Source organism: Sporosarcina gallistercoris, from assembly GCF_050459885.1.
Classification (GTDB): Bacteria; Bacillota; Bacilli; order Bacillales_A; family Planococcaceae; genus Sporosarcina; species Sporosarcina gallistercoris_A.
This window is the reverse complement of the sequence record NZ_JBCMNO010000032.1, coordinates 1-20,251: the sequence shown is the minus strand read 5'-3', so window position 1 is coordinate 20,251 and position 20,251 is coordinate 1. Positions and strand designations below refer to the sequence as shown.

The 20,251-nt window shown below is 47.3% G+C and carries 16 protein-coding genes and 1 pseudogene; 10 read left to right on the top strand and 7 right to left on the bottom strand.

The features are described from left to right. Nucleotides 1–121 precede the first annotated feature (121 nt). The 4 genes and pseudogenes from ABE021_RS15410 to ABE021_RS15395 form a co-directional block, all read right to left on the bottom strand. The gene (locus ABE021_RS15410) at nt 122–553 is read right to left on the bottom strand and encodes a hypothetical protein (protein WP_430289891.1); all 432 of its coding nucleotides are present in this window, start codon (nt 551–553) and stop codon (nt 122–124) included. Further along, the gene (locus ABE021_RS15405; RefSeq protein WP_430289889.1) at nt 504–1,064 is read right to left on the bottom strand and encodes a hypothetical protein; all 561 of its coding nucleotides are present in this window, start codon (nt 1,062–1,064) and stop codon (nt 504–506) included. The genes ABE021_RS15410 and ABE021_RS15405 overlap by 50 nt, the downstream gene beginning before the upstream one ends. Before the next feature lie 354 nt (nt 1,065–1,418). Then, nucleotides 1,419–1,685: pseudogene (locus ABE021_RS15400) on the bottom strand (competence protein ComK); the annotation flags it as partial. 89 nt (nt 1,686–1,774) lie between these two features. Beyond that, the gene (locus ABE021_RS15395) at nt 1,775–2,800 is read right to left on the bottom strand and encodes an acyltransferase (RefSeq protein ID WP_430289887.1); all 1,026 of its coding nucleotides are present in this window, start codon (nt 2,798–2,800) and stop codon (nt 1,775–1,777) included. 840 nt (nt 2,801–3,640) lie between these two features. Between ABE021_RS15395 and ABE021_RS15390 the strand changes: the two genes are divergently transcribed. The 3 genes from ABE021_RS15390 to ABE021_RS15380 all read left to right on the top strand — a co-directional run bounded on the left by ABE021_RS15390 (nt 3,641) and on the right by ABE021_RS15380 (nt 5,067). Continuing rightward, nucleotides 3,641–4,132: a VanZ family protein gene (locus tag ABE021_RS15390; protein ID WP_430289886.1), complete on the top strand. Its 492-nt coding sequence runs from the start codon at nt 3,641–3,643 to the stop codon at nt 4,130–4,132. A gap of 71 nt (nt 4,133–4,203) precedes the next feature. Beyond that, entirely contained in the window at nt 4,204–4,428 is a 225-nt protein-coding gene (locus ABE021_RS15385; RefSeq protein WP_430289885.1) for a hypothetical protein, read from the top strand. A gap of 150 nt (nt 4,429–4,578) precedes the next feature. Then, nucleotides 4,579–5,067, top strand: a complete 489-nt coding sequence (locus ABE021_RS15380; protein WP_430289884.1) for a general stress protein — start codon at nt 4,579–4,581, stop codon at nt 5,065–5,067. A 65-nt stretch (nt 5,068–5,132) separates the two neighbouring features. Here the strand turns inward: ABE021_RS15380 and ABE021_RS15375 are convergent, their stop codons facing one another. Continuing rightward, the gene (locus ABE021_RS15375; RefSeq protein WP_430289883.1) at nt 5,133–7,640 is read right to left on the bottom strand and encodes an S-layer homology domain-containing protein; all 2,508 of its coding nucleotides are present in this window, start codon (nt 7,638–7,640) and stop codon (nt 5,133–5,135) included. A 243-nt stretch (nt 7,641–7,883) separates the two neighbouring features. Further along, complete coding sequence (locus ABE021_RS15370; RefSeq protein ID WP_430289882.1) at nt 7,884–9,608, bottom strand: phospho-sugar mutase; 1,725 nt, start codon at nt 9,606–9,608, stop codon at nt 7,884–7,886. A 168-nt stretch (nt 9,609–9,776) separates the two neighbouring features. On the opposite strand from ABE021_RS15370, the gene ABE021_RS15365 reads away from it, so the two are divergent. From ABE021_RS15365 to ABE021_RS15350, 4 genes are read left to right on the top strand one after another with little or no spacing between them, the layout of a single operon-like run. Then, on the top strand, nt 9,777–10,709 hold the full coding sequence (locus tag ABE021_RS15365) for a glycosyltransferase family 2 protein (protein ID WP_430289881.1): 933 nt from the start codon (nt 9,777–9,779) through the stop codon (nt 10,707–10,709). Nucleotides 10,710–10,713: 4 nt separating this feature from the next. Further along, on the top strand, nt 10,714–12,459 hold the full coding sequence (locus ABE021_RS15360) for a DUF6020 family protein (protein WP_430289880.1): 1,746 nt from the start codon (nt 10,714–10,716) through the stop codon (nt 12,457–12,459). Further along, a complete protein-coding gene (locus ABE021_RS15355) occupies nt 12,452–12,796 on the top strand; it encodes an EamA/RhaT family transporter (protein ID WP_430289879.1) in 345 nt (114 codons plus the stop codon). The genes ABE021_RS15360 and ABE021_RS15355 overlap by 8 nt, the downstream gene beginning before the upstream one ends. After that, nucleotides 12,786–13,127 (top strand): EamA family transporter, encoded by a 342-nt coding sequence (locus ABE021_RS15350; RefSeq protein WP_430289878.1) that lies wholly within the window; start codon nt 12,786–12,788, stop codon nt 13,125–13,127. Before ABE021_RS15355 ends, ABE021_RS15350 begins: the two co-directional genes overlap by 11 nt. A 46-nt stretch (nt 13,128–13,173) precedes the next feature. Here the strand turns inward: ABE021_RS15350 and galU are convergent, their stop codons facing one another. Continuing rightward, nucleotides 13,174–14,058 (bottom strand): UTP--glucose-1-phosphate uridylyltransferase GalU, encoded by an 885-nt coding sequence (gene galU / locus ABE021_RS15345; RefSeq protein ID WP_430289877.1) that lies wholly within the window; start codon nt 14,056–14,058, stop codon nt 13,174–13,176. A gap of 387 nt (nt 14,059–14,445) precedes the next feature. Between galU and ABE021_RS15340 the strand changes: the two genes are divergently transcribed. From ABE021_RS15340 to ABE021_RS15330, 3 genes are all read left to right on the top strand, one after another. Continuing rightward, nucleotides 14,446–15,066 (top strand): S-layer homology domain-containing protein, encoded by a 621-nt coding sequence (locus ABE021_RS15340; protein ID WP_430289876.1) that lies wholly within the window; start codon nt 14,446–14,448, stop codon nt 15,064–15,066. 294 nt (nt 15,067–15,360) lie between these two features. Further along, a complete protein-coding gene (locus ABE021_RS15335; RefSeq protein WP_430289875.1) occupies nt 15,361–17,874 on the top strand; it encodes a phosphodiester glycosidase family protein in 2,514 nt (837 codons plus the stop codon). Between the two features lie 116 nt (nt 17,875–17,990). Continuing rightward, nucleotides 17,991–19,844 (top strand): LTA synthase family protein, encoded by a 1,854-nt coding sequence (locus tag ABE021_RS15330; protein WP_430289874.1) that lies wholly within the window; start codon nt 17,991–17,993, stop codon nt 19,842–19,844. Nucleotides 19,845–20,251 lie beyond the last annotated feature (407 nt).

The following is a 20,251-nucleotide window of genomic DNA, read 5'->3' as shown; positions in this document are numbered from 1 at the left end:
CTGGACCACACACAATTCGAACACTATTCTGTGAATTCCACGACAATTAAAGGGCTGGTCTTCGAGGTTGACTTATTCTTTCAGAACAAACGGCCTCTATCCCCACCTACCCCTAGTCCAGCTATTTTTTCTTACTAGCGGGTCGAAGAATGAGAGGAGTAATTTGCACAGAAAAAGTCCTCCGATCATCTGCTCGATCAGAGGACTTTCTTACTCTTTCATTGTCAAGTTGCCTGAATAGTGTGGGGTCCAGGCACTTATCGTCATTATGCTGTATTCCACCAACCTCAGGCATTAAATGGTCAAGTGCATGAAAGACTAGTAATAGAATGCCCGTTTTCCCCGCCCCCAACCTTCCCGGGTTAATGCCACAAACTACAATTCGCGATCCGGCTTCAACATAAAAATTCGGATAATACGACCAGACAAGTGCTGGTTGTTCCGTAAACCCTGATAATATGCGAATGCCCTCTTTTTCTAATTCCCTTAATGTCTCTCCCTCTTCAACCATACGCTCCATGAATGATACATGCAGATCGATCACCTTTTCCATCATTCACATCCCCTTCATCCACATCAGTTTCCACTAACTCAAATCCCAGACGCTTATAGAACGCCACCAGCCTTGGATTCCATTTCTTCTGCTCTTCAGTGGCGCTGGGTGTATAGAATCCCGGAGTTAGACCAATCAAGTCAACATCCAAAAAGAATAAATCTTCCATCATGACTTCCATGAACCGTTGTCCATAGTTCTGATTGCGGTATTGCTCATGAATTTCAATACTGTCCAACACGAAAACCCCTGGGGTGAATCCATTATGGTGCTCTTCCAGTGAAGTTAAAGTGTATACTACGTCACCTGATACTGCATCCGCAGCGCAGACCGCGTCTCTCCATCCTCTTACACTGCCATATGGTTTGAATACATATCCTATTGCTCCTCCTAAAACAATGCGTTCATCGGTTTCGACATCATACGTAGTCGCTTCTGCCTCCACTTCCATCATTTCAAGCCCATCGTCAAATCTTCGAAACGAATACTCTACCGTTATAACCTTGTCCATTGAGTCACTCCCTTTATCATCTGATGTTTACCTACCATCCATAGTTGTTCTCTTCACGCTGCTTCATACTGTCCCCACAATAAAAACCTCCCAACCCATAAGGCGAGAGGCATCATAACACTTTTTCAATTCCATCCCTACAAAACGTTCACTGCGGTGTAAGAAGCCGTACCTCTTTCCAATCATAATTCAAGCCGGCTTCCTGACAGATGAAGTACGTTTTCATATAACCCCCGCCCGCTCTTTGAACTTGGTCCGAGTGGGATTCGAGCTGACAACGGAGTTCGAAAGCGCGCTGCATGCGATTACGGAATCTGCTGTGACTACAAGGGAGGTTGACGAAGCTGCCGTTTTTCAAGTAGACCGTCCGTTACGCCCATTGGGTCTGTAGTTACGGACATGCCCGACGGAGACCCAGATGCATTTGGGTGATTTCGATGAGGTCAGCGGAATCCAGTACATGGCATGCTTTTTACTGAGGACGACGGGTGCCATCGTGCCGGATCCGAGGAGGTTGCGCGCTCCTTCGACGGCCCCTTTCAAGCTCGTACCGCTCATCATGTACAGGTTCAAGTCGGTGTGGACCATAGGCTTCCTTGAAACGATATGGTGGTCGTCCTCTTCAACTTTCTTATAAACGAGATCACTCTAACATATATTGTAAAATATAAGAGAATAGTTTAAATTCCTTATCCTGTAAGAACAAGTTTTCATGGAATCATCTTGCACAGGATCGGTACTTTTTTGATGGCGAATACAAGGATGGTGCTGATCGTAACCACTAGTGCTACTTTGTAGGGGATCCCGATTACAGGATGTAAATCGAACCAGACGAAGTCGAATTTCTCGTATAAGGTTTGCATGACGAGGACATGGATGAGATAGATTCCAAAGCTCGTTTGGCTAATGACATTCCCGATCCACGGTAATTTCGTTTCGCCCAGTTTGGTCGACTTGAATAGCATGAATAACGCGGCCGCTACGAGCAGCACATTCGGCGAGTGTTCGTCGTACCAGTAGTGTTCAAGCGGTTCGTCGAGCTTAACGGATTCGTGATACGTCATGAAAAATGTCGTCGCCCATCCCGCAATCCCTCCTATGTAGAGGAGAACCCTCCATTTCGCTTGGAAGTCATAGGTGAATAAGTAATACCCGAGGACGAAATAGCCTACGTACTGCGTCACGAAAAACAGTTCGATTTTGAAACTGTAGCCTAAGAAATATTCGAGAGTTTTCGAGATGACAGACGCGAATAGCCAAAGAAGGATGAAGTATTCGATGTCTTTCCTTTTGGCGTGCTGGATGAGTATTTTGAGCAATGGCGTAATCAGATAGAGTCCTGCGATCATGTAGAGGAACCACAGGTGATACATGATGTCGTCCGTCGCAAGCCGTTCAATGAAGTCGCTGAATGTATAGGTGAATTCACCTTTCCGTACTTCGTTTGCGTAGTAGATCACGCTGAATGTAACAAGCGGAATCAGGATCTTGGCCATTTTTGTTTTGAGGAAAACGGATGTACGGATTTTCTTCTTGCTGCTGAGCATGAGCGCTCCGCTGATCATGACGAACATCGGAACTGCCCATCTTGAAATGGATTCGAAGAAGTTCCCCGCCATCCAGGGACTTTCATAGGTTTGGGCATCATCGTTCACAACCCCTGCCGAGACATGGATTGTCACGACAGCCAGTGCTGCCAGGATGCGCAGCCAATCTAAGTAGATGGTCCGTTTCATGGTCGTCCCTCATTCCATTCATTATGTACATCTCCCTTATTCCCTCTCTCGCACCGTTGCTAACTTGGTTGAGCAGATTGTAAACTGTCTGTAATAATAGGTGATTGTCCTTTAATTCATGGCCGATGTGTGGAGACGGTGTTAATCTACGTTGCAGGCGGGCGCTTTCCGAGGGGCACGGCTTCAGCCGCTTCCTTCGCTTTGCTCAGTCCAGGGTCTTCAGCTCGTGCTGATCCCTCCGGAGTCGCCGCCTTCCACTTCGATTAACGGAGATTGTTTGCGTGAGTGTTTTCTTTCTATATAGATACTATGTACAAAGAAATCCTCAGCGCAGGCGTCTGATGAGGTCGCCGAAGTAAAGAGACAAAGCGCTCTTCTTTGGCTCTTTGCTAAAGGCATCCTCCAGCGCCAAGCGGTCGCCGACAATCGCTTTCCTTTGAGCGGAATTTTCTTTACTTGATCACTTTCACGCTTGCTTGAGCGGATTTCCCTTATGTTTGAGCGGATTTCCCTTATGCTTGATCACTTCCCGGCTCGCTTGAGCGGATTCCCTTTGTGCTTGATCACTTTTCACCTCGCTAGAGCGGATATGCTACTTGCTTGAGCACCATTTTCTCAACGTGGTCACCAGCGCAGGCGTCTGCTGAGGTCGCCGAAGCAAAGAGACAAAGCGCTCTTCTTTGGCTCTTTGCGAAAGGCATCCTCCAGCGCCAAGCGGTCGCCAACACTCACTTTCCTTTGAGCCGAATCCACCACGACTCGATCACTTTCACACTTGCTTAAGCGCTCGCCCACCACTCTCCGCCTGCATAACCGCCCAAAATATGTTATACTCTCACCATGAAAAAACTAGTCGTCGTTGTATTACTCATTGGCATTGTCGCAGGACTCTTCATCTCATCCAGTCAGACATACGAACAACAAACGATTGTTCCTAAACTGCAACAACTGCTGCCTAACCAGCCGCTCGAACAACCGTTATCCAAACTGCAAATTCCCTACTGGGGTAAAATCATCTCAGTCGAAGAACGCGGCTATTACTACTTCATCGAATTCCTAGCGCGCAAAAGCGCACACTTCTTCACATTCGGTGCATTGGCCGCCGTATTCTTCTGGCTGTTGCCGAAAATCCGTTACCGCTTTTTCATCGCTGCACTCTTCACATTTCTCGCAGCCTCAGCCGACGAATTCCACCAATCGTTGACGGGTGGACGCACCGCGACCTGGCAAGACGTCGCTCTCGACATGTCGGGAGCACTCGTGTTCCTATTGGTCACTCAACTTTTCGTATCTTTCCGTTCCAAATCACGCAGAACGCGGACTATGGGCTGAACGAAACGGGCAGCCTGCATCTGATGCAGCTGTCCGTTTTTCGTTTTCACAAATAGAAAGGATGATGGACTATGAAAGAATTCAAAATCACGTATTTTTTTGACGAAGAGCATTACATCCGACGTTTTGTGCACTTCAATTCGGCAGATGAGGTCATCGCTCTACTCGCAAGCGAACGGGATCGCTCGATTTCTTTTTGGGACAGCCGGGAAATCTATCATGAACTGAACACAGCGAATGTACGTGTCATCCAATTCTCCGAGTACCACAGGGACAAAATTACAGACGAATTGTAAAATTGATTGGTAAGGGGTTCGTTAGAGAACTCGTCTTCTTTGAGTTTTTTCAACTATCGGACTCCTTCTTTGTTTCGGGTTAAGTGGATGGGGTATCTATTAACAACGTTACATTTACTCAATACACGACCGGAATGGAGGAATTGCGAGATGAACCGAGAATTTGCGGGAGTTTTCCTAAGCGAAAACGAATTGTTGGATAAGATCCATGAATTGCATACCAATGGAATCGCTGAAGAGAATATGTATGTGGTGACGAAAGACAAAGAAGACGTTTCCATCGTCCGCGGAAAGACAGATGCTGAAATCCAGGAAACGGATGCGTCCTGGTGGGACCGGTTCACGGCATTTCTGTCCGATGAACAGCCGGCACGAAAAGCATTGACCCGGATGGAATTGACGGAAGAAGAAACGGATCGGTATTTAGCTGCCGTCGAGAGCGGATCCTTTTTGTTGTATGTGGACAAAGGGGATTTCTGGGATATGTTCGATCATGATAAGGGTGACCTCACCTCTCCTGTAACCGAGAAGATGGACATGGGCGGGTACATCCTTCCAGAGAACAATGATATTGTACAGACAGAGCGTCATGCTGAGGAGCAAGATGCGAAAGGCATGCCGATTCCGCCTAAATACTGACTCAAAAGACGTTATAATAGTTAAAAAGGCTCTCCGCTTTTGCGGAGAGCCTTTTCGTATTCAACTTAATTTGTAACCGTAATGTTCGTTGGTACTGAAAGCAGGTTGCCGTTTACGTCTTTGATGTCCATTGTGTCAACTGGCTTCAATGTGATGCCTTTATTGATTTGCTCAGTTGTAAGAGCATCTGTAAGAGTAATGACTGCTTTGTTTGTATCGGCATTCACCGCAGCATTCACTTTTAGGGCTGTCGCCATGGACTTGCCATCTACAAGAACCTCAAAATCAAGAGCATCCCCGCCTGTTACAACTTCAGACAATGTCAACGTGATTTGTTTTGTATCTGTCAAATCAGCTTTCCCAACTGTAGGAGCTACGTTTTCGTTCAACGTGATTGTGCTTACCCATGATTCCATTGTCTTTGTTGATCCGAGCGCTTTGATATTCGAGATTGTCATTGCGCGTTCTCCATTGAATGTGCTTGAACCCGGCGTCAACTTCAATACAGCTTGCTGTGTTTTATCGTTGGCGACTGGAAGTAGTGTTACATCCTCAATGACAGCTCCATCGATTTTGTAATTTGCTTTGTTCGTTGCAGTTGATCCTTCAACCTCTTGGTCGAATGTAACAATCACTTTATTGTTATCGTCTGCATCTTTCTCCGCTGCTTTAACAGCCACGATGTTTGTGTTTTCTTTCGTGCCGTCAGCTACACGTGTGAATTTCATTTGACCTGTCTTTTCTTTCAACTCAACGTTCGAGAGGGATTTGACGCCTGATAACGTGTAGTTCAACTCATAGGCTGCATCTACAACGTCTTTCCCTTTTAACAAGTCTTTCAATGCGACGCGAACCACTTTTTTGTTCCCAGCTTCTTTGTACTCAATAGCTGTTGCTGCGAATGTTAAACCGGAAGTCGTGATGTAGTTCTTCACGTGCTTACCCGTTGCAGAAACTTTCGCGCTGGTAAGATTCACGTCTTTGTTGAAAGTGAACTCTGCGTATTGCTGCAAGTTCTCTGAATCCGCAACGATGTTAGCAGCTGTCACTACTGGCGCTTCCAAGTCTTCTGTAAACGTGATGACTTTGGAATACTCTGTTCCCTGTTCGCCACTCAAGTCAGCGAAATCTTTTACGATTACCGTTTGTGCAGTTGTCAGGTTACTTGAAGCTGTAACGATGTATTTAAGTGGGTTCTCCGCATCTTTTTCAACTGTAGTTGCAGCTCCGCCAACCGTTACTGTAGGGTTGCCTACTAGTTCCTCAGAAAAAGTCACGTAGAATTTGTTCGCATCCAACTGTTCAACCGACTTCACAGTAGGGGCTACTCCGTCCGGCTGTCCTTTTGTGAACGTTACGTCTGTCGGGTTCGGTGAAATCAGATTTCCTGTCATATCTTTTGCTGCGACCATTTGTGCTGAAATTGCTTTGCCTGCTTTCAGGTCTGCAGGGAGCGTGAATAGAACTTCCGTATCGCCTTTTTTGAATTCAGGTTTCAAATCAGCAATTGTTTTTCCATCTTCATCTTTGTATGTGATTGTTCCTAGAGTCTGCATCGGTTCAGAGAACTTCACGACATATTGGGAAGAGTTCACTTTTTCAGTTGTAAGTACTTTCGGTGCTGTTTTATCTGCAGCGACCGTTACAACTTTAGAGAATTTCTCGATTGCTTTGCCGTCTTTTGCTTTTAATTGATCGATAACGACAGTGTAATCCCCTTTGACCACATTTTCAGTTGTAATGGTTAACGTTTTACCGTCTTTTGAAAGCATTCCTGATACTTTACCAGCCAAAGGCGCTTTACCAACTTGAGACATTGTAAAGACGCCCTCTTTGAATTCGCCCATCTTCCCATCTTTGAACAAGCTAACTGCGTCTACTGCGTCAGTGAATTTCACTTCGAGTTGAGTGCCGTTGATGCCTTCGACACTTTCAATCTTGTATTCAGGTGCTTGAGTCGCGTCAAGCGTTTCTAGTCTGTGTAAGAAGATTGCGAGTTCCCCGCGTGTAATGGAGAGATCCGTTCCGAAACTACCATCTTCCTTACCCGTTGTGATTTTGTTGTCGACAAGTGCTGCAACTGCTTCTTTATATCGGCTACCTACATCGCCGAATTTCACGTTCGCTGTGTCGCCTTCAATCTCGTAAGCTTTTGATAGCATGATTGCCGCTTCACCGCGTGTGATGGAAAGGTCAGATCCGAATGATGTCGCTGTTTTACCGTTAATGATGCCTTTTGCTTTCAGTGCACTCACGTATTTCGTTGCACGTGCTGGTACATCTTTGAATGTCGATGCCGGTGCGTTTTTGATTTCATCATCAGTTAGTGTTGCTTTAGCGATCAGAACAGCAACGTCTACACGTTTGATGTTGGATGTTGTTCCAAACTTCGTCGCAGAAAGACCTTGTGTAATATTGTTATCCACTAAATAGTTTACAGCTTCAGAATAACGATCGCTGACATCTGAGAATTTCATCTCTTTTGCGGATGCTGCCGGTATGACTGCAGTCGCAACGAGTGTAGCTGTAGCTGCCGTAGCAACGAATTTAGAGTAATTATTAGACTTTTTCATCAATAAATCTTCCTCTCAAACTGATAATTGAATTCTATTCAATAGAAGTAGAATAGAACTCTATTGTATTTTATTACCCTGTAGATTGGTAGTGGAAAACATTAAGGGATAATGATAAATATTCCAACAACATTACTTTTTTCACGAAATTGTTTCATAGATTACTATAAAGAATTTTCCCTGCATCGGAGACTGATTTGTGGATAAAAAAAGGACTGCGCATATTGCGCAATCCGGTTTCGCTTATAGTAATGGATCCACCAGTTGTAAAATTGCTGTTTCGAGCGCATCGCACTTTTTGACTGCGTCCATTCCGGTAATCCCCCGTACACCAATATAGAATTTGCACTTAGGTTCAGTTCCAGATGGTCGAACGCAGCACCAGGATCCGTCTTCAAGTCTGAATTTCAATACATTGGATTTCGGCAGACCTGTTGGACGTTGTTCTCCGTCCAGTGACCGAATGATTCCTGTGTCATAGTCTTCGATTGCTTCCACTTTCACACCTGCAAGGTGAGCAGGCGGTGCATTGCGCAATGATGCGAGCAGTTGAGCAATCGTTTCCGCACCTTTTTCCCCTGGAATCGTAATCGACCGGAGGGACTCCCTGTAATACCCGATCTTCTTATATAACTTTTGCAATTGGAGATGTAACGAACTGCCTTGGCTCTTGTAATAGGCTGCGGCTTCGGCCGTGAGGAGTGCCGCCTGTACCGCGTCTTTGTCACGAACGAAATCCGCAAGCAAATAGCCATAGCTTTCTTCATAGCCGAACAGGAACTCGTATTCACCCGTTGTCTTGTATTCCTCGATTTTCTCTGAGATGTATTTGAAGCCTGTCAGCGTATCGACCGTTTTAACGCCATACTCCGAGGCGATCGCTCGTCCCATTTCTGACGTGACAATGGTTTTCAGCAGGACGCCGTTTTCAGGCAATGTGCCTGCTTGTTTCCTTTGCTCCAACACGTAATCGAGAAGCAGTGCGCCGAGTTGGTTTCCTGTGAGCAAGTCGTATCCGCCAGTAGGTAACAAGATGGCCGCCCCCAGCCGATCTGCATCAGGGTCCGTTGCCAGCAGCAAATCCGCATCTATTTTCGAACCTAGCCGGATCGCAAGCCGGAACGCTTCCTCTTCTTCCGGATTCGGATAGTCGACGGTTGAAAAGGCAGGATCCGGACGTTCCTGTTCAGGTACCACTGTCACATCGGTATACCCGAAGTTCCGCAGTGCTTGCTGGACAGGGACATTCCCTGTTCCGTGGATCGGAGTGTAGACAATCTTCACTTCATCCCTCGGAAACTCACCCATCTGTAACGTTTTCAACTTTTCCTGATAGGATGCATCCATGGCTTCGGCTAACATTACTAAAAGTCCGTGTTCTTTCAATCCGTCTTCTGCCAATACGTGAATTTCGAAGATGTCTTGGATTGCTTCCATGTGATCCACAATTGCAGCCGCTTTATCAGGCGGCAGCTGTCCGCCATCTTCTCCATATACTTTGAACCCATTATATTCTTTCGGATTATGACTCGCCGTGATGACTACGCCGCTGAATGTATCCAATTCACGGACTGCAAATGACAGTTCAGGCGTAGGACGGGGTTCACTGAAGACGAATGACCGTATGTTGTGTGCTCCGAGGACGCCCGCTGTCTCCATCGCGAACTCTCTGGATTGGTAGCGTGTATCATACGCGATCGCCACTCCGCGCTGCTTGGCCTCGGGACCATGGTCTTCAATCAACCGTGCAAGCCCTTCCGCCACTCTCCGGATCGTGAACCGGTTCATGCGATTCGTGCCTGCTCCTAATTGTCCTCGCATCCCGCCGGTACCAAATTCGAGCCAACGGTAAAACCGGTCCGAAATCTCGCTTTCTTCCTCAGCAACCGCTTTCAATTCATCTTTCAGAACGCTTGGCAGCCCTTCTTGCGTAAGCCATTGCTTATATCGATCTATCACTTCTACCATTTTCCTCTCCCCTTCATCAACCCAGCCTCTGTATCCACTTCAATAGTCAAAGTATACAAGGTTCCCCTCCGAAGTTCAAAACAACACAATTAAAACAAACTAAGCTGTCTAAACACCTCCATTCATGGTAAAATGCACTCTAAGCTTATTTACAAAAGGAGACACTCTATGGAAATCGCAATACTTGTACCCTGTTACAACGAAGAAATGACTATCGGGAATGTGATCGACGACTTCAAACGAGAACTGCCCCACGCAAAAATCTATGTATATGACAACAACTCCTCTGATCGGACTTCCGAAGTCGCCCGCGAACACGGTGCAATCGTCCGTTTCGAACCGCGCCAAGGTAAAGGGAATGTTGTCCGCTCCATGTTCCGTGACATCGAGGCGGATTATTATGTCATGGTCGATGGGGACGATACATATCCAGCTGAATTTGTGCACGAGATTCTAGCGCCCGTCCAGAACGGAGAAGCTAATCTTGTGATTGGCGACCGGTTGTCGAATGGGACTTATTTTGACGAGAACAAACGTCAATTCCACGGATTTGGTAACAATCTCGTCAAAGGCCTCATCAATAAGCTCTATAAAAGCAACATCACGGACATTATGACAGGATATCGCGGATTCGATCGACTGTTCGTCAAATCCATGCCCGTCACAAGCCCCGGATTCGAAATCGAGACGGAAATGTCCATTCATGCACTCGACAATCGTTTCCTGATCAAAGAAGTGCCGATCGACTATCGGGACCGCCCTGAAGGCAGCGAGTCGAAATTGAACACGATTTCAGACGGTGCTAAAGTGCTGCGGATGATCTTTACATTATTCAAGGACTATAAGCCGATGTTGTTCTTCTCTGTGTGGGCAGCACTTTTCCTAGTACTGGGCCTTGCAGTCGGAACACCGGTCATTATGGAATACGTCCAGACAAGCTTCATCAGCAAAGTACCGTCAGCCATTCTCGCAGTGGGCTTCGTCTTACTGGCGATGCTGTCGTTCGCTTGCGGTCTCATTTTGGATACGGTAGCTGGGACGCATCGTAAAAATTATGAATTGCAGCTGAATCGTATAAGCGAACGCTCAGAGAGAGGGTGATCCGATGCCGAAGAACATTCTTCGCTGGCTGATCATTTCCGCTTTAGGTCTCTATTTCAGCGGATCGACACTATTTTTCCTCATGCCGATCCGCAATGTCCCGGTTTGGGTCATTGTTCTGGTTGCGGCCGTATTGGGCGCGTTTGTCCATTACGCACTGAAGTTCCGGCCGATGCTGCGTGGACTCCCTAAAGGGAAGCAAATCAGTTATGCCATTTTCGGCACGCTCATTCCGTTGTTCATCACTGTGAGTATCCGGGGTGAACAATTGTATTTGACGGATAATCATCTTGTCGTGATTGTTGCGATATGGATCGGGGTTTTCCTCACTGTCTGTTCAGTAATCACTGCCGTCATCTATTGGTGTTTGTCTGCCACGCTGAAACCGTTCGAGTCTCGGGTATCCCCTTGGAAGATCGCGTTATATGCACTTCCTTCGCTACTTGTTTCAACGTATTTCTTAGTTGCCTTCTATCCTGGGGCGATGACACCCGATTCTCTTGCTCAATGGGACCAGGCGCATACCCACCATTACACGGATTGGCATCCGGTTGTCCATACGATGCTGTTGAGTGTTTTGGTATCCATCTGGGATTCCCCTGCAATCATCGCCATCTTCCAGATTGTGTTGATCAGTGCAGGTACAGGAATTGCTGGCTGGGCGCTTGACCAAGCCCGGATTCCGAAGCCATTCATCTGGGTGGCACTGATTCTCTTTGCACTCAGCCCTGTCCATGCGATTTCATCCATCACTCTTTGGAAAGATGTCGCGTACAGCGCTGCATTGCTATTGTTCACTCTTCTTATGTACATGATTGTCCGTTCTTCCGGACGTGTGCTCGTATGCTGGCCATTCATCGCCGGATACGCGTTGACAGGATTCATGGTGATGTTTTTCCGCCACAACGGATTCCCTGTATTCCTCATCGTCACAGCGTTCGTGCTGGTCATGTATCGACGGTACTGGACAAAGCTGTTACCGGTTGCTGCAGCTATGGTATTCATCTACCAAATTGTTGTGAACCCCGTGTATACTGCACTGAATGTCCACCCATCGGACCCGCAGGAAATGCTCTCCTTGCCGACTCAGCAAATCGCGGCGATTGTAACGGAAGGCGGCGACATGACAGAACAACAGCGCGACTATGTGAATCGTATTTTCCCTATTGAAAAATGGCACGAGAAATACAATCCGTACAGCGTGGACTCCATCAAGTTCTCTTGGGGTGATTATGATCGCTTCACCATCTATAACGACTGGGGCCGCTATGCCAGGAATTATTTGCAACTGGTGAAACAGAATCCGGATATTGCTGCAAGCGCACTCTTCAAACAGACGTCGCTCATCTGGCAGATCAACGAACCGGAAGATGGCTATACAAGCAAATATACGACTCACATTTACCGGAACAATGAGTACGGTCTTGTGAATCCTGTATTGAACGAAGAACGCAGAATGCATGCATACACTTATTTGAAAGTCGCTGACGAAACGATTCCGTTCTTATGGCGTCCCGCATTCTACACGGCGCTCGCCTTACTGTTCACATACATTGCGTATTTGCGGAACGGTTGGCGCGCATGGCTATTGCTGCTGCCCATCGCTCTTAACACGGGAGCGGTCTTCGTCGGCATTCCTGCACAGGATTTCCGTTACCTGCTTTCGAATTCCATGATTGTGCTGCCATTGATGCTCATCAGTTTCGTGAAGTTCGAACCACTCGTGTCAGGAGCTGCTAAAGATGACTGAAACACGCTCGACGTCACCCATCGGGATTCTCCTCATGGTATTCGCGGCGTTCAGCACGGCGACCGGTCAGTTTTTCTGGAAATTGGCTGCAGGCGGAGGATTATTCGACTGGCATTTATGGGTCGGGTTCGTTTTCTACGGAATGGGTGCCGTTCTCATGACAGTGGCGTTCCGCTTCGGCAGACTTTCCGTGCTGCACCCCCTATTGACAATCGGTTACGTCATTGCACTCGTCTATGGCGTCACGTTTTTGGATGAACCGATCAGTATCTCACTTGTCATCGGAACGGTACTGATTCTTGTAGGCGTCTGGTTGATCGGAGGGGATGGGCATTAATTTGCTAGTGATTCTCATGCTGCTTGTCATGACATGGTGCGGAGCGTTCGGAGGATACTTCCTGAAACTTGCTTCGGATACCGATCTGAAGAAGGACCTTCCGGGTCTTGTGAAATGGCTCATCGTCGGATTGTTGAGTTATGGTTCGGGGGCAATTCTCAACATCATTGTCCTCCGCTATTTGCCTTACACCGTCGTGTTCCCTCTTACTTCGATCACATACATTTGGACGTTTGTGCTCTCGTATCACCTTTTAGGAGAGCCCATCACGAAGCGTAAATTGCTTGGGATCGGCTTCATCGGGATCGGTGCGATCTGTCTTGTCATTTGAAAAAGCAGCAGCGAAACGAGGTAACCTCTCGTTTCGCTGCTGCTTTTTAGTTTGCTTCCGTTTTGTATGTTGCAAGTAACCGTTCCATCAGTTTAAGGACGTCGTCTTTCAAATCGTCACGTTCCAACGCAAATGTCATGGTCGTTTCGATGAATCCTAATTTTTCCCCGACGTCAAATCGACGCCCCTCGAACTCATAGCCGTATACGTCCTGTGTGGCATTCAACTTTTCAATCGCATCGGTCAGCTGGATTTCTCCGCCTTTGCCGACTTCCTTCTGATCGAGAATGTTGAAGATTTCAGGTGTCAGTACGTATCTGCCGACAATGGCAAAGTCAGATGGTGCTTCGTCCTGATTTGGCTTCTCGACAAAGTTCCTCACTTTCATCAACCGGGAATCTGTCGTGATCGGATCGATGACGCCGTATCGGTGGATGTCCTCGTGCGGAACTTCTTGGACTCCGATAACGCTTGACCCTGTCGCTTCATACTGTTCAATCAGCTGCTTGAGTGCCGGCTTGTCATTGCGGATGATGTCGTCTCCAAGCAAGACACCAAAAGGCTCATCGCCGATGAAGTTCCTTGCACACCAAATTGCATGTCCAAGGCCAAGCGGTTCTTTTTGACGGATGTAATGGATGTCTACGGCTGCGGATGCTTTCACTTTCTCCAGCAGCTCGTATTTTTCTTTCTGCATCAGGTTTTCTTCTAATTCAAGCGCATTATCAAAGTGATCTTCAATCGCACGCTTGCCTTTTCCTGTCACAATGATGATGTCTTCTATCCCCGATTCGATCGCTTCTTCCACGATATATTGAATCGTCGGCATGTCCACAATAGGAAGCATTTCTTTCGGCATGGCTTTCGTCGCGGGCAAGAAGCGCGTGCCTAGCCCGGCTGCTGGTATGATTACTTTTTTAACTGGTTTCATGGAATCCTCCTCAACGCTCATTTGATATAGCTGAAGTATAGCATAGAACAAAAATCACATGTATAGGAAATGCGGTCTTCCCCATCTCAGTAGCAGATGGATCCAAACTCGCTATACGTCCATACCCCATAGTACAGGCATCTAAAAGTCAGCGATTCCGCCAATCTTCAAACAAGAATCGTGCTGCCGATTCATTCTTTACTGATGAAGACACCCCCTCTGTCGTCAGCAAAACCGTCTCCTCTTACGGAAAAACCATTTTGTGAGATCACCCCCAATAGTCTGGCTTCTCCCACTGCTTGAATCGATTGTGCCATTCGTCCCTTTGCACGTAACTGGAAAACATTGTAGACTTAGACAAAGAACTTACTGAAGGAGGCACATCACTTGAAGAAAAAAATAACAACAGCGCTTGCAGCTGGCGTCTTGGCATTTACGATGTCTGCATCAACGTCATTCGCTGCGTTTACAGACGTCAGTCCCCGCTATGAAACGGAAGTCAATTACCTGATTACGAACAATTACGCGCAAGGTCTGACGAGCACAAAGTTCGGGACAACCCATTCCATCAAGCGTATCGACGCTGCTGTAATGGTTGCGCGTGCTCTTGGATTTACGGAAGCGAGCAACTTGCCTGACGCTGGATTCACGGATGTCCCAACTAGCAGAGCGTGGGCCGTCAATGCGCTTGCAGCACGGGGCGTCTTCTCGGGTAAAACGACAACACAATTCGGTGCAGCCGATACAATGACTCGGAACGAAATGGCGAAAGTGATCGCTGTCGCCTATGGATTGGGCGTTTCATCCGACCCGATTCCATTTACGGATGTCAACCAGCGTTTCGCGCCGTATGTCGGTGCTCTTGTTCAAAACGGGATCACCTCGGGGAAATCCCTTACTTCGTTCGGTGCAGATGAGCCCATTACTCGCGGTGACTTTGCGATCTTCGTTTATAAGGCCGAAGGGTTATCCAAAGTTGAACCGCCTGAAGTCGAAGAAGTTTCTTAATGAATTGGAAAAATAAGGCGGAAGACACCGTTACAAAGGTTCTAAAAAAAGTGAACAATTGTGTTTGTGTTATTTTGAAAGTGTGGTAAGATAATACGTGTAGGTAAACCTTGTTTTATTTAATATAGCAAGAATTGTTGAGGCCGAAAAAGAAGCCTGGAGACCCCCTGTGTCTCCAGGCTTCTTTTTGCCTATTTTTCTCTATTATCCTAATCATTAGATTGTTAGTCCTATATCCTTCCGTCAAAATTTTCCTTATACTGGTCTTATCATACGAGTTAAGGGAGTTTTTTCATGAATTTGAAACGCACACTGCTTTCAGGCGTTGCGGCCATTGCGTTATTGAGTACGACGTTGTTGCAAGCAGAAGCCGCTTCTGTGTCACAAGGTGTCTACCATGCAAAGCAATCCACTACAGTCAACGGGTATCCACAGACACTCAATCAGCTGAACGTCAATCTGACGAAGCCTTACACCACTGTCGATGTTGGCATCAACACCCCATTCAACAAACTGGCTACTGTCAATTCACTCGCAACTGCCCATACGCAGGTCAACCACCATGTCGTCGGTGCCATTAATGCATCCCTCTTCCATTTCAGCAATGGATACCCGAGTTATCTGTTGACCAAAGACGGTCAAATCCAACATATCGGTGCAGTCTCCACGAATTACAACGATTTCATGCATACGCCGGCAGCTTTCGGGATGACCGCAGATAATCGCGGAAAGATCGGTACATACACGCTCTCCCCTACGGTAGAGCATAACGGAAAGTCCGTCACGATGAATTCATTGAACCGCGAACGGAAAGAAAACGAAAGTATCCTCTTCACTTCAAGCTGGCCGTACGAGACCACTCGTACAAATGCAACAGGACTTGAAGTTGTCGTTGAGACTACCAAATCCGTGGAAGGCGGAATCGCTCTCGGTGAAAAAGTGACGGGTACCGTGACAGGAATCCGTCCATTCGGGGAGCAGAAAGCTTCAACGGTCCCTCCAAAGAGTAAAGGTTTCGTCCTCTCTGTACACGGGACGGAAGCCGGCAAAATCCGGGATATGAAAAAAGGCGATACGGTTTCCATTTCATACAACGTCGATCCTTCATGGCGCGATTCGAAATTCATGCTTGCATCCGGTCCATTACTCGTACAAAACGGTAAAGTCGATATGACTATCGATCCGAAAAGTCCGAAAGCGACAGCTCGGACAGCGCGGACAGCAGTCGCGACGGATAAAACCGGTCAGCAAGTCTACTTTGTTACGGCTGATTCCGGTTTAAAAGGAAAAAGCTCCGGTATGACATTGGCGGAGTTTGCGCAGCACCTTGTTTCCATAGGGGCCTATAACGCTCTTAACCTGGACGGCGGCGGCTCGACCACGATGGTGACCCGTAAACCCGGCAACGTCTATCCGACACTTGCGAACAATCCTTCAGGTGCGATTGACAGATCGGTAAGCGCAATTCTCGAAGCGGTCAGTACAGCTCCATATGACAAAGCAGCTACGATTTCAGCGAGTCAAGCACAAGAAGGACAAGTCGGGATAGGTGCTTCAGTCGGATTCAAAGTCGACTCCGCACTCGACCAATACTTGAACGTGCGCACGGTGAACCAAAACGATGTTAAATTACTCGGTGTTTCAAGCGGCATCGGTAAGATTGAAAACAACAAATTCGTTGGCGTGAAAGCTGGGTCCGGTACGGTGACAGTCGGGTATGAAAACGCAACAGTGAACGTCCCTGTCACCGTGACGGACGCGATCGATGATATCGTCTTTTCACCTTCTGTCATCACTCTCGGTACAGGTGAATCGACTCAACTGAACGTATCCGGTACATCCAAAAATAGTAAAGTCATCTTCAACCCGGATGCTATTGACGTGACGGCTTCTGCAGGAATCGGCACAGTGGCTGACAAGACGTTCACAGCTTCAGCAAAAGAAGGCACTGGGACTCTTACAGCGACTTACGGCCGGACATCGAAGAAAGCGACCGTAACCGTTACGGACAAGCCCATCCGACTGGAATCATTCGAAACAACAGCTGGTATGAGTGCAACAGGTATTCGTGCTGCGGCTTCCCTTTCCTCGGAAAAAAGCATTCAAGCACATGAAGGCAAGGCTTCTGCCCGCCTAGCTTATGATTACACAGCGAACAAAGAGGGGGTTTCTGCCGCCTACTTGAACTGGACAGGCGGACTTCCGTTAGCAGCCAGCCCGAAAGAACTTGGCGTTTGGGTGTATGGCGATGGCAAGTCACACTGGCTGCGAGGCTCTCTGCGTGATGCGAATGGGAAGGAAGTCGTTGTGGACTTCACAAAGGAAAACGGACAAGACTGGACAGGCTGGAAGTACGTCACAGCAAGCATCCCATCTTCCGCTCCCGCTCCATTGACGCTTGACAAAATCTACGTTGCGGAACGTTCTTCTGCTAAGAAAGACAAAGGGTTCCTGCTCTTTGACCAGCTGCAAGTCCGCTACTCCGGTAAGACCTATCAGGAGCGGTCATTCCAGCCTTCTTCAACCGCCCGTACGGAGAATCCGAATAAGACATTCACCGTAAAATTCACCCAACCGATGGATGAGCGTTACTTTACGAATGGCTATGTCTATGTGGAAGATGAATTCGGAGAGCGCCAGGCAGTGACGGTCTCGAAAACATCGGATGCTCGGAAAGTCAGTGTGAAGGCACCTGCTGCGGGGTATGCACCTGGTAAGAACTATCGGCTCATCGTGACACACTTTGCGAAGAATGCAAAAGGGGTCTCGATGGTGAAAGACAGTGTGACTGAATTTAACTTGCGATAAATGAGTTCCCCTGCAGATTTGAGCTGCAGGGGTTTTCTTTGTCCTAAAGATGCAAATCGGACCACTATGTTACAATAGGGGAATGAAAATCCCCTATCCGAAAAGAGGTGTCTTTTATGAAATTTAAATTTGATGCAAAATCTTTTATTGCCATGTTATTTTCGATGATTTGGTTCCTCCTCCTGATCATAGGCGTGGAATCCTTCCTGCTTGGATCGTTTGAACACGCGGTCACGTGGAGTCAGGAACGGACGACAACCTATTTGTTGAATGTCCTCATTGCATTTGCCCTATTTCTTGTCATGATGGGAATCATCAATCGGTTCGTCATCAGTTTCATTATCACGAATGTCATCGTGATCCTGCTTCCCGTGTTCAGCTATTTCAAATTCAGCTTCCTCGGTGAGAATTTGTATCCATGGGATTTGCTGCTATACAATAACATCTTCAACTTGTTGCCTAACCTTTATAAAGAGGGGAATGTCGGAACCGCCCTTATTGGGATTGGTGCCGTCTTTGCGATCCTCATGGTATTGTTCATCTACATGCTGAAAAAGCGCCCGAAACCCGTCATGCGTTTGCCTTGGTGGGTTCGGATTCTATTCGTTGTGCTGGGTGCCACCTACTTGAGTGCGTTCATCTTCTATCGCACGTTCCCGAACATGGAGGAAGCGCTCAAAAAAGCGGACATCACCAATATTACGTTCAATCAGGAGCGGAATTACGAACAAAACGGATTTTACGGCGCGTTCATGCTCAATATGCAAAGTGCGATCGTACTGGCACCGAATGGCTACAGCAAGTCCGCCATTGAAGATATCGTGAAGAAGCTTGAAAAAGAAGTTTCGGAACAGGAAACCGCTTCCGGTGAAAAACCGAATATCATTTTTGTCATGAACGAATCCTTCTGGGATCCGACGCTGCTCGAAAAATTTCAATTCGATCCCGATCCGATGCCGTTCATCCGGAAAAATCAGACAGGCTGGCTGCTGTCCCCTGCATTCGGCGGAGGAACAAGTAACGTTGAATTTGAAGTATTGACCGGCTTTTCGAATAACTTCCTGCCAGTCGGTTCTGTGCCTTACCAGCAATATGTGAAAGACGTGCAGCCGGCTGCGATGCCGAATTATTTGAAAGGGCTCGGATATGATACGCTCGCCATCCATCCGTATGCGAAGTGGTTCTGGAACCGAGAGAATGTGTACAAGCATTTCGGATTCAATGAGTTCATGGACGATGCATCCTTTAAAGACCCGATTTATAAAGGCCCGTTCATTTCCGATGAGCAAGTGACGAAGACGATCATCGAACGGACAGAAGCTTCTGCAGATCCAATGTTCATCTACGCGGTGACGATGCAGAACCATACCGGCTATGCAGAAAACAAATATGAGAATTTCGATGTGAAGACCACTGCCCCCGAAGGTGTCGATGACGTGTATAACGTATTGCTGCGATCGTACACGCAAGGCGTTTACGATGCAGATAAAGCGCTGGAGCAGCTGGTTGGCCACTTTGAAGATTCAGAGGAGCCGACGGTGATCGCATTTTTCGGTGACCATTTACCAGCGATCGGACAAGATTACAGATTGTACAAAGTTGCTGACTTCGTTCCTCGCGGCTTAGGTGAAACGCAGTGGGACTTGAAGGATTTCGAGAAGATGCGTTCCACTCCTTTGTTGCTGTGGAATAACTTCGAAGCACCGATTCCTGCTATCGATCATTTAAGCCCGAATCAGCTGGGACCCGCAGTGTTCAACATGGCGGGCATCCGGAAGCCTGCCTATTATGAATTACTTGGAGAGTTCGGGACGAAGATGCCTGGATTCACCCGTGATGTCAAGATCGATGGTGACGGGAATCTGTCTGCCGAGACCCCTGCGGACGTGAAGAAGTTGAGTAAAGAGTATGAGTTACTGCAATATGATCTGTTGTTCGGAAAACAGTATGGGAAAGATGCTGTGAAGTAATGTCCGCGTGAACAAAGCCGCCATCCTTGAGCGAAAGGATGGCGGCTTTTTGTATGGTATTAGGTGAGATTCGCTTATTTGAGAGGGCTATCCCGCTGTGATTCATGAATTTTGCAAGCCTCGAGCGTTCTCGATTCCATGCGGAGATTTGTTTGGCACTGGGAGCGGGTTGGGTCTCCATAAAAAGTGCACTTTACCAATCAGCTCTTTGCATTTCTTTGGGAGAATGCAAAATTGAGGATCGCTTTTATGCGGTTATGATTACTTTGAGCGAGTTATGAGCGTTTTCACTGGGTTATGATCACTTTCAGCGAGTTATGAGCGTTTTCACTGGGTTATGATCACTTTCAGCGAGTTATGAGCGTTTTCACTGGGTTATGATCACTTTCAGCGAGTTATGAGCGTTT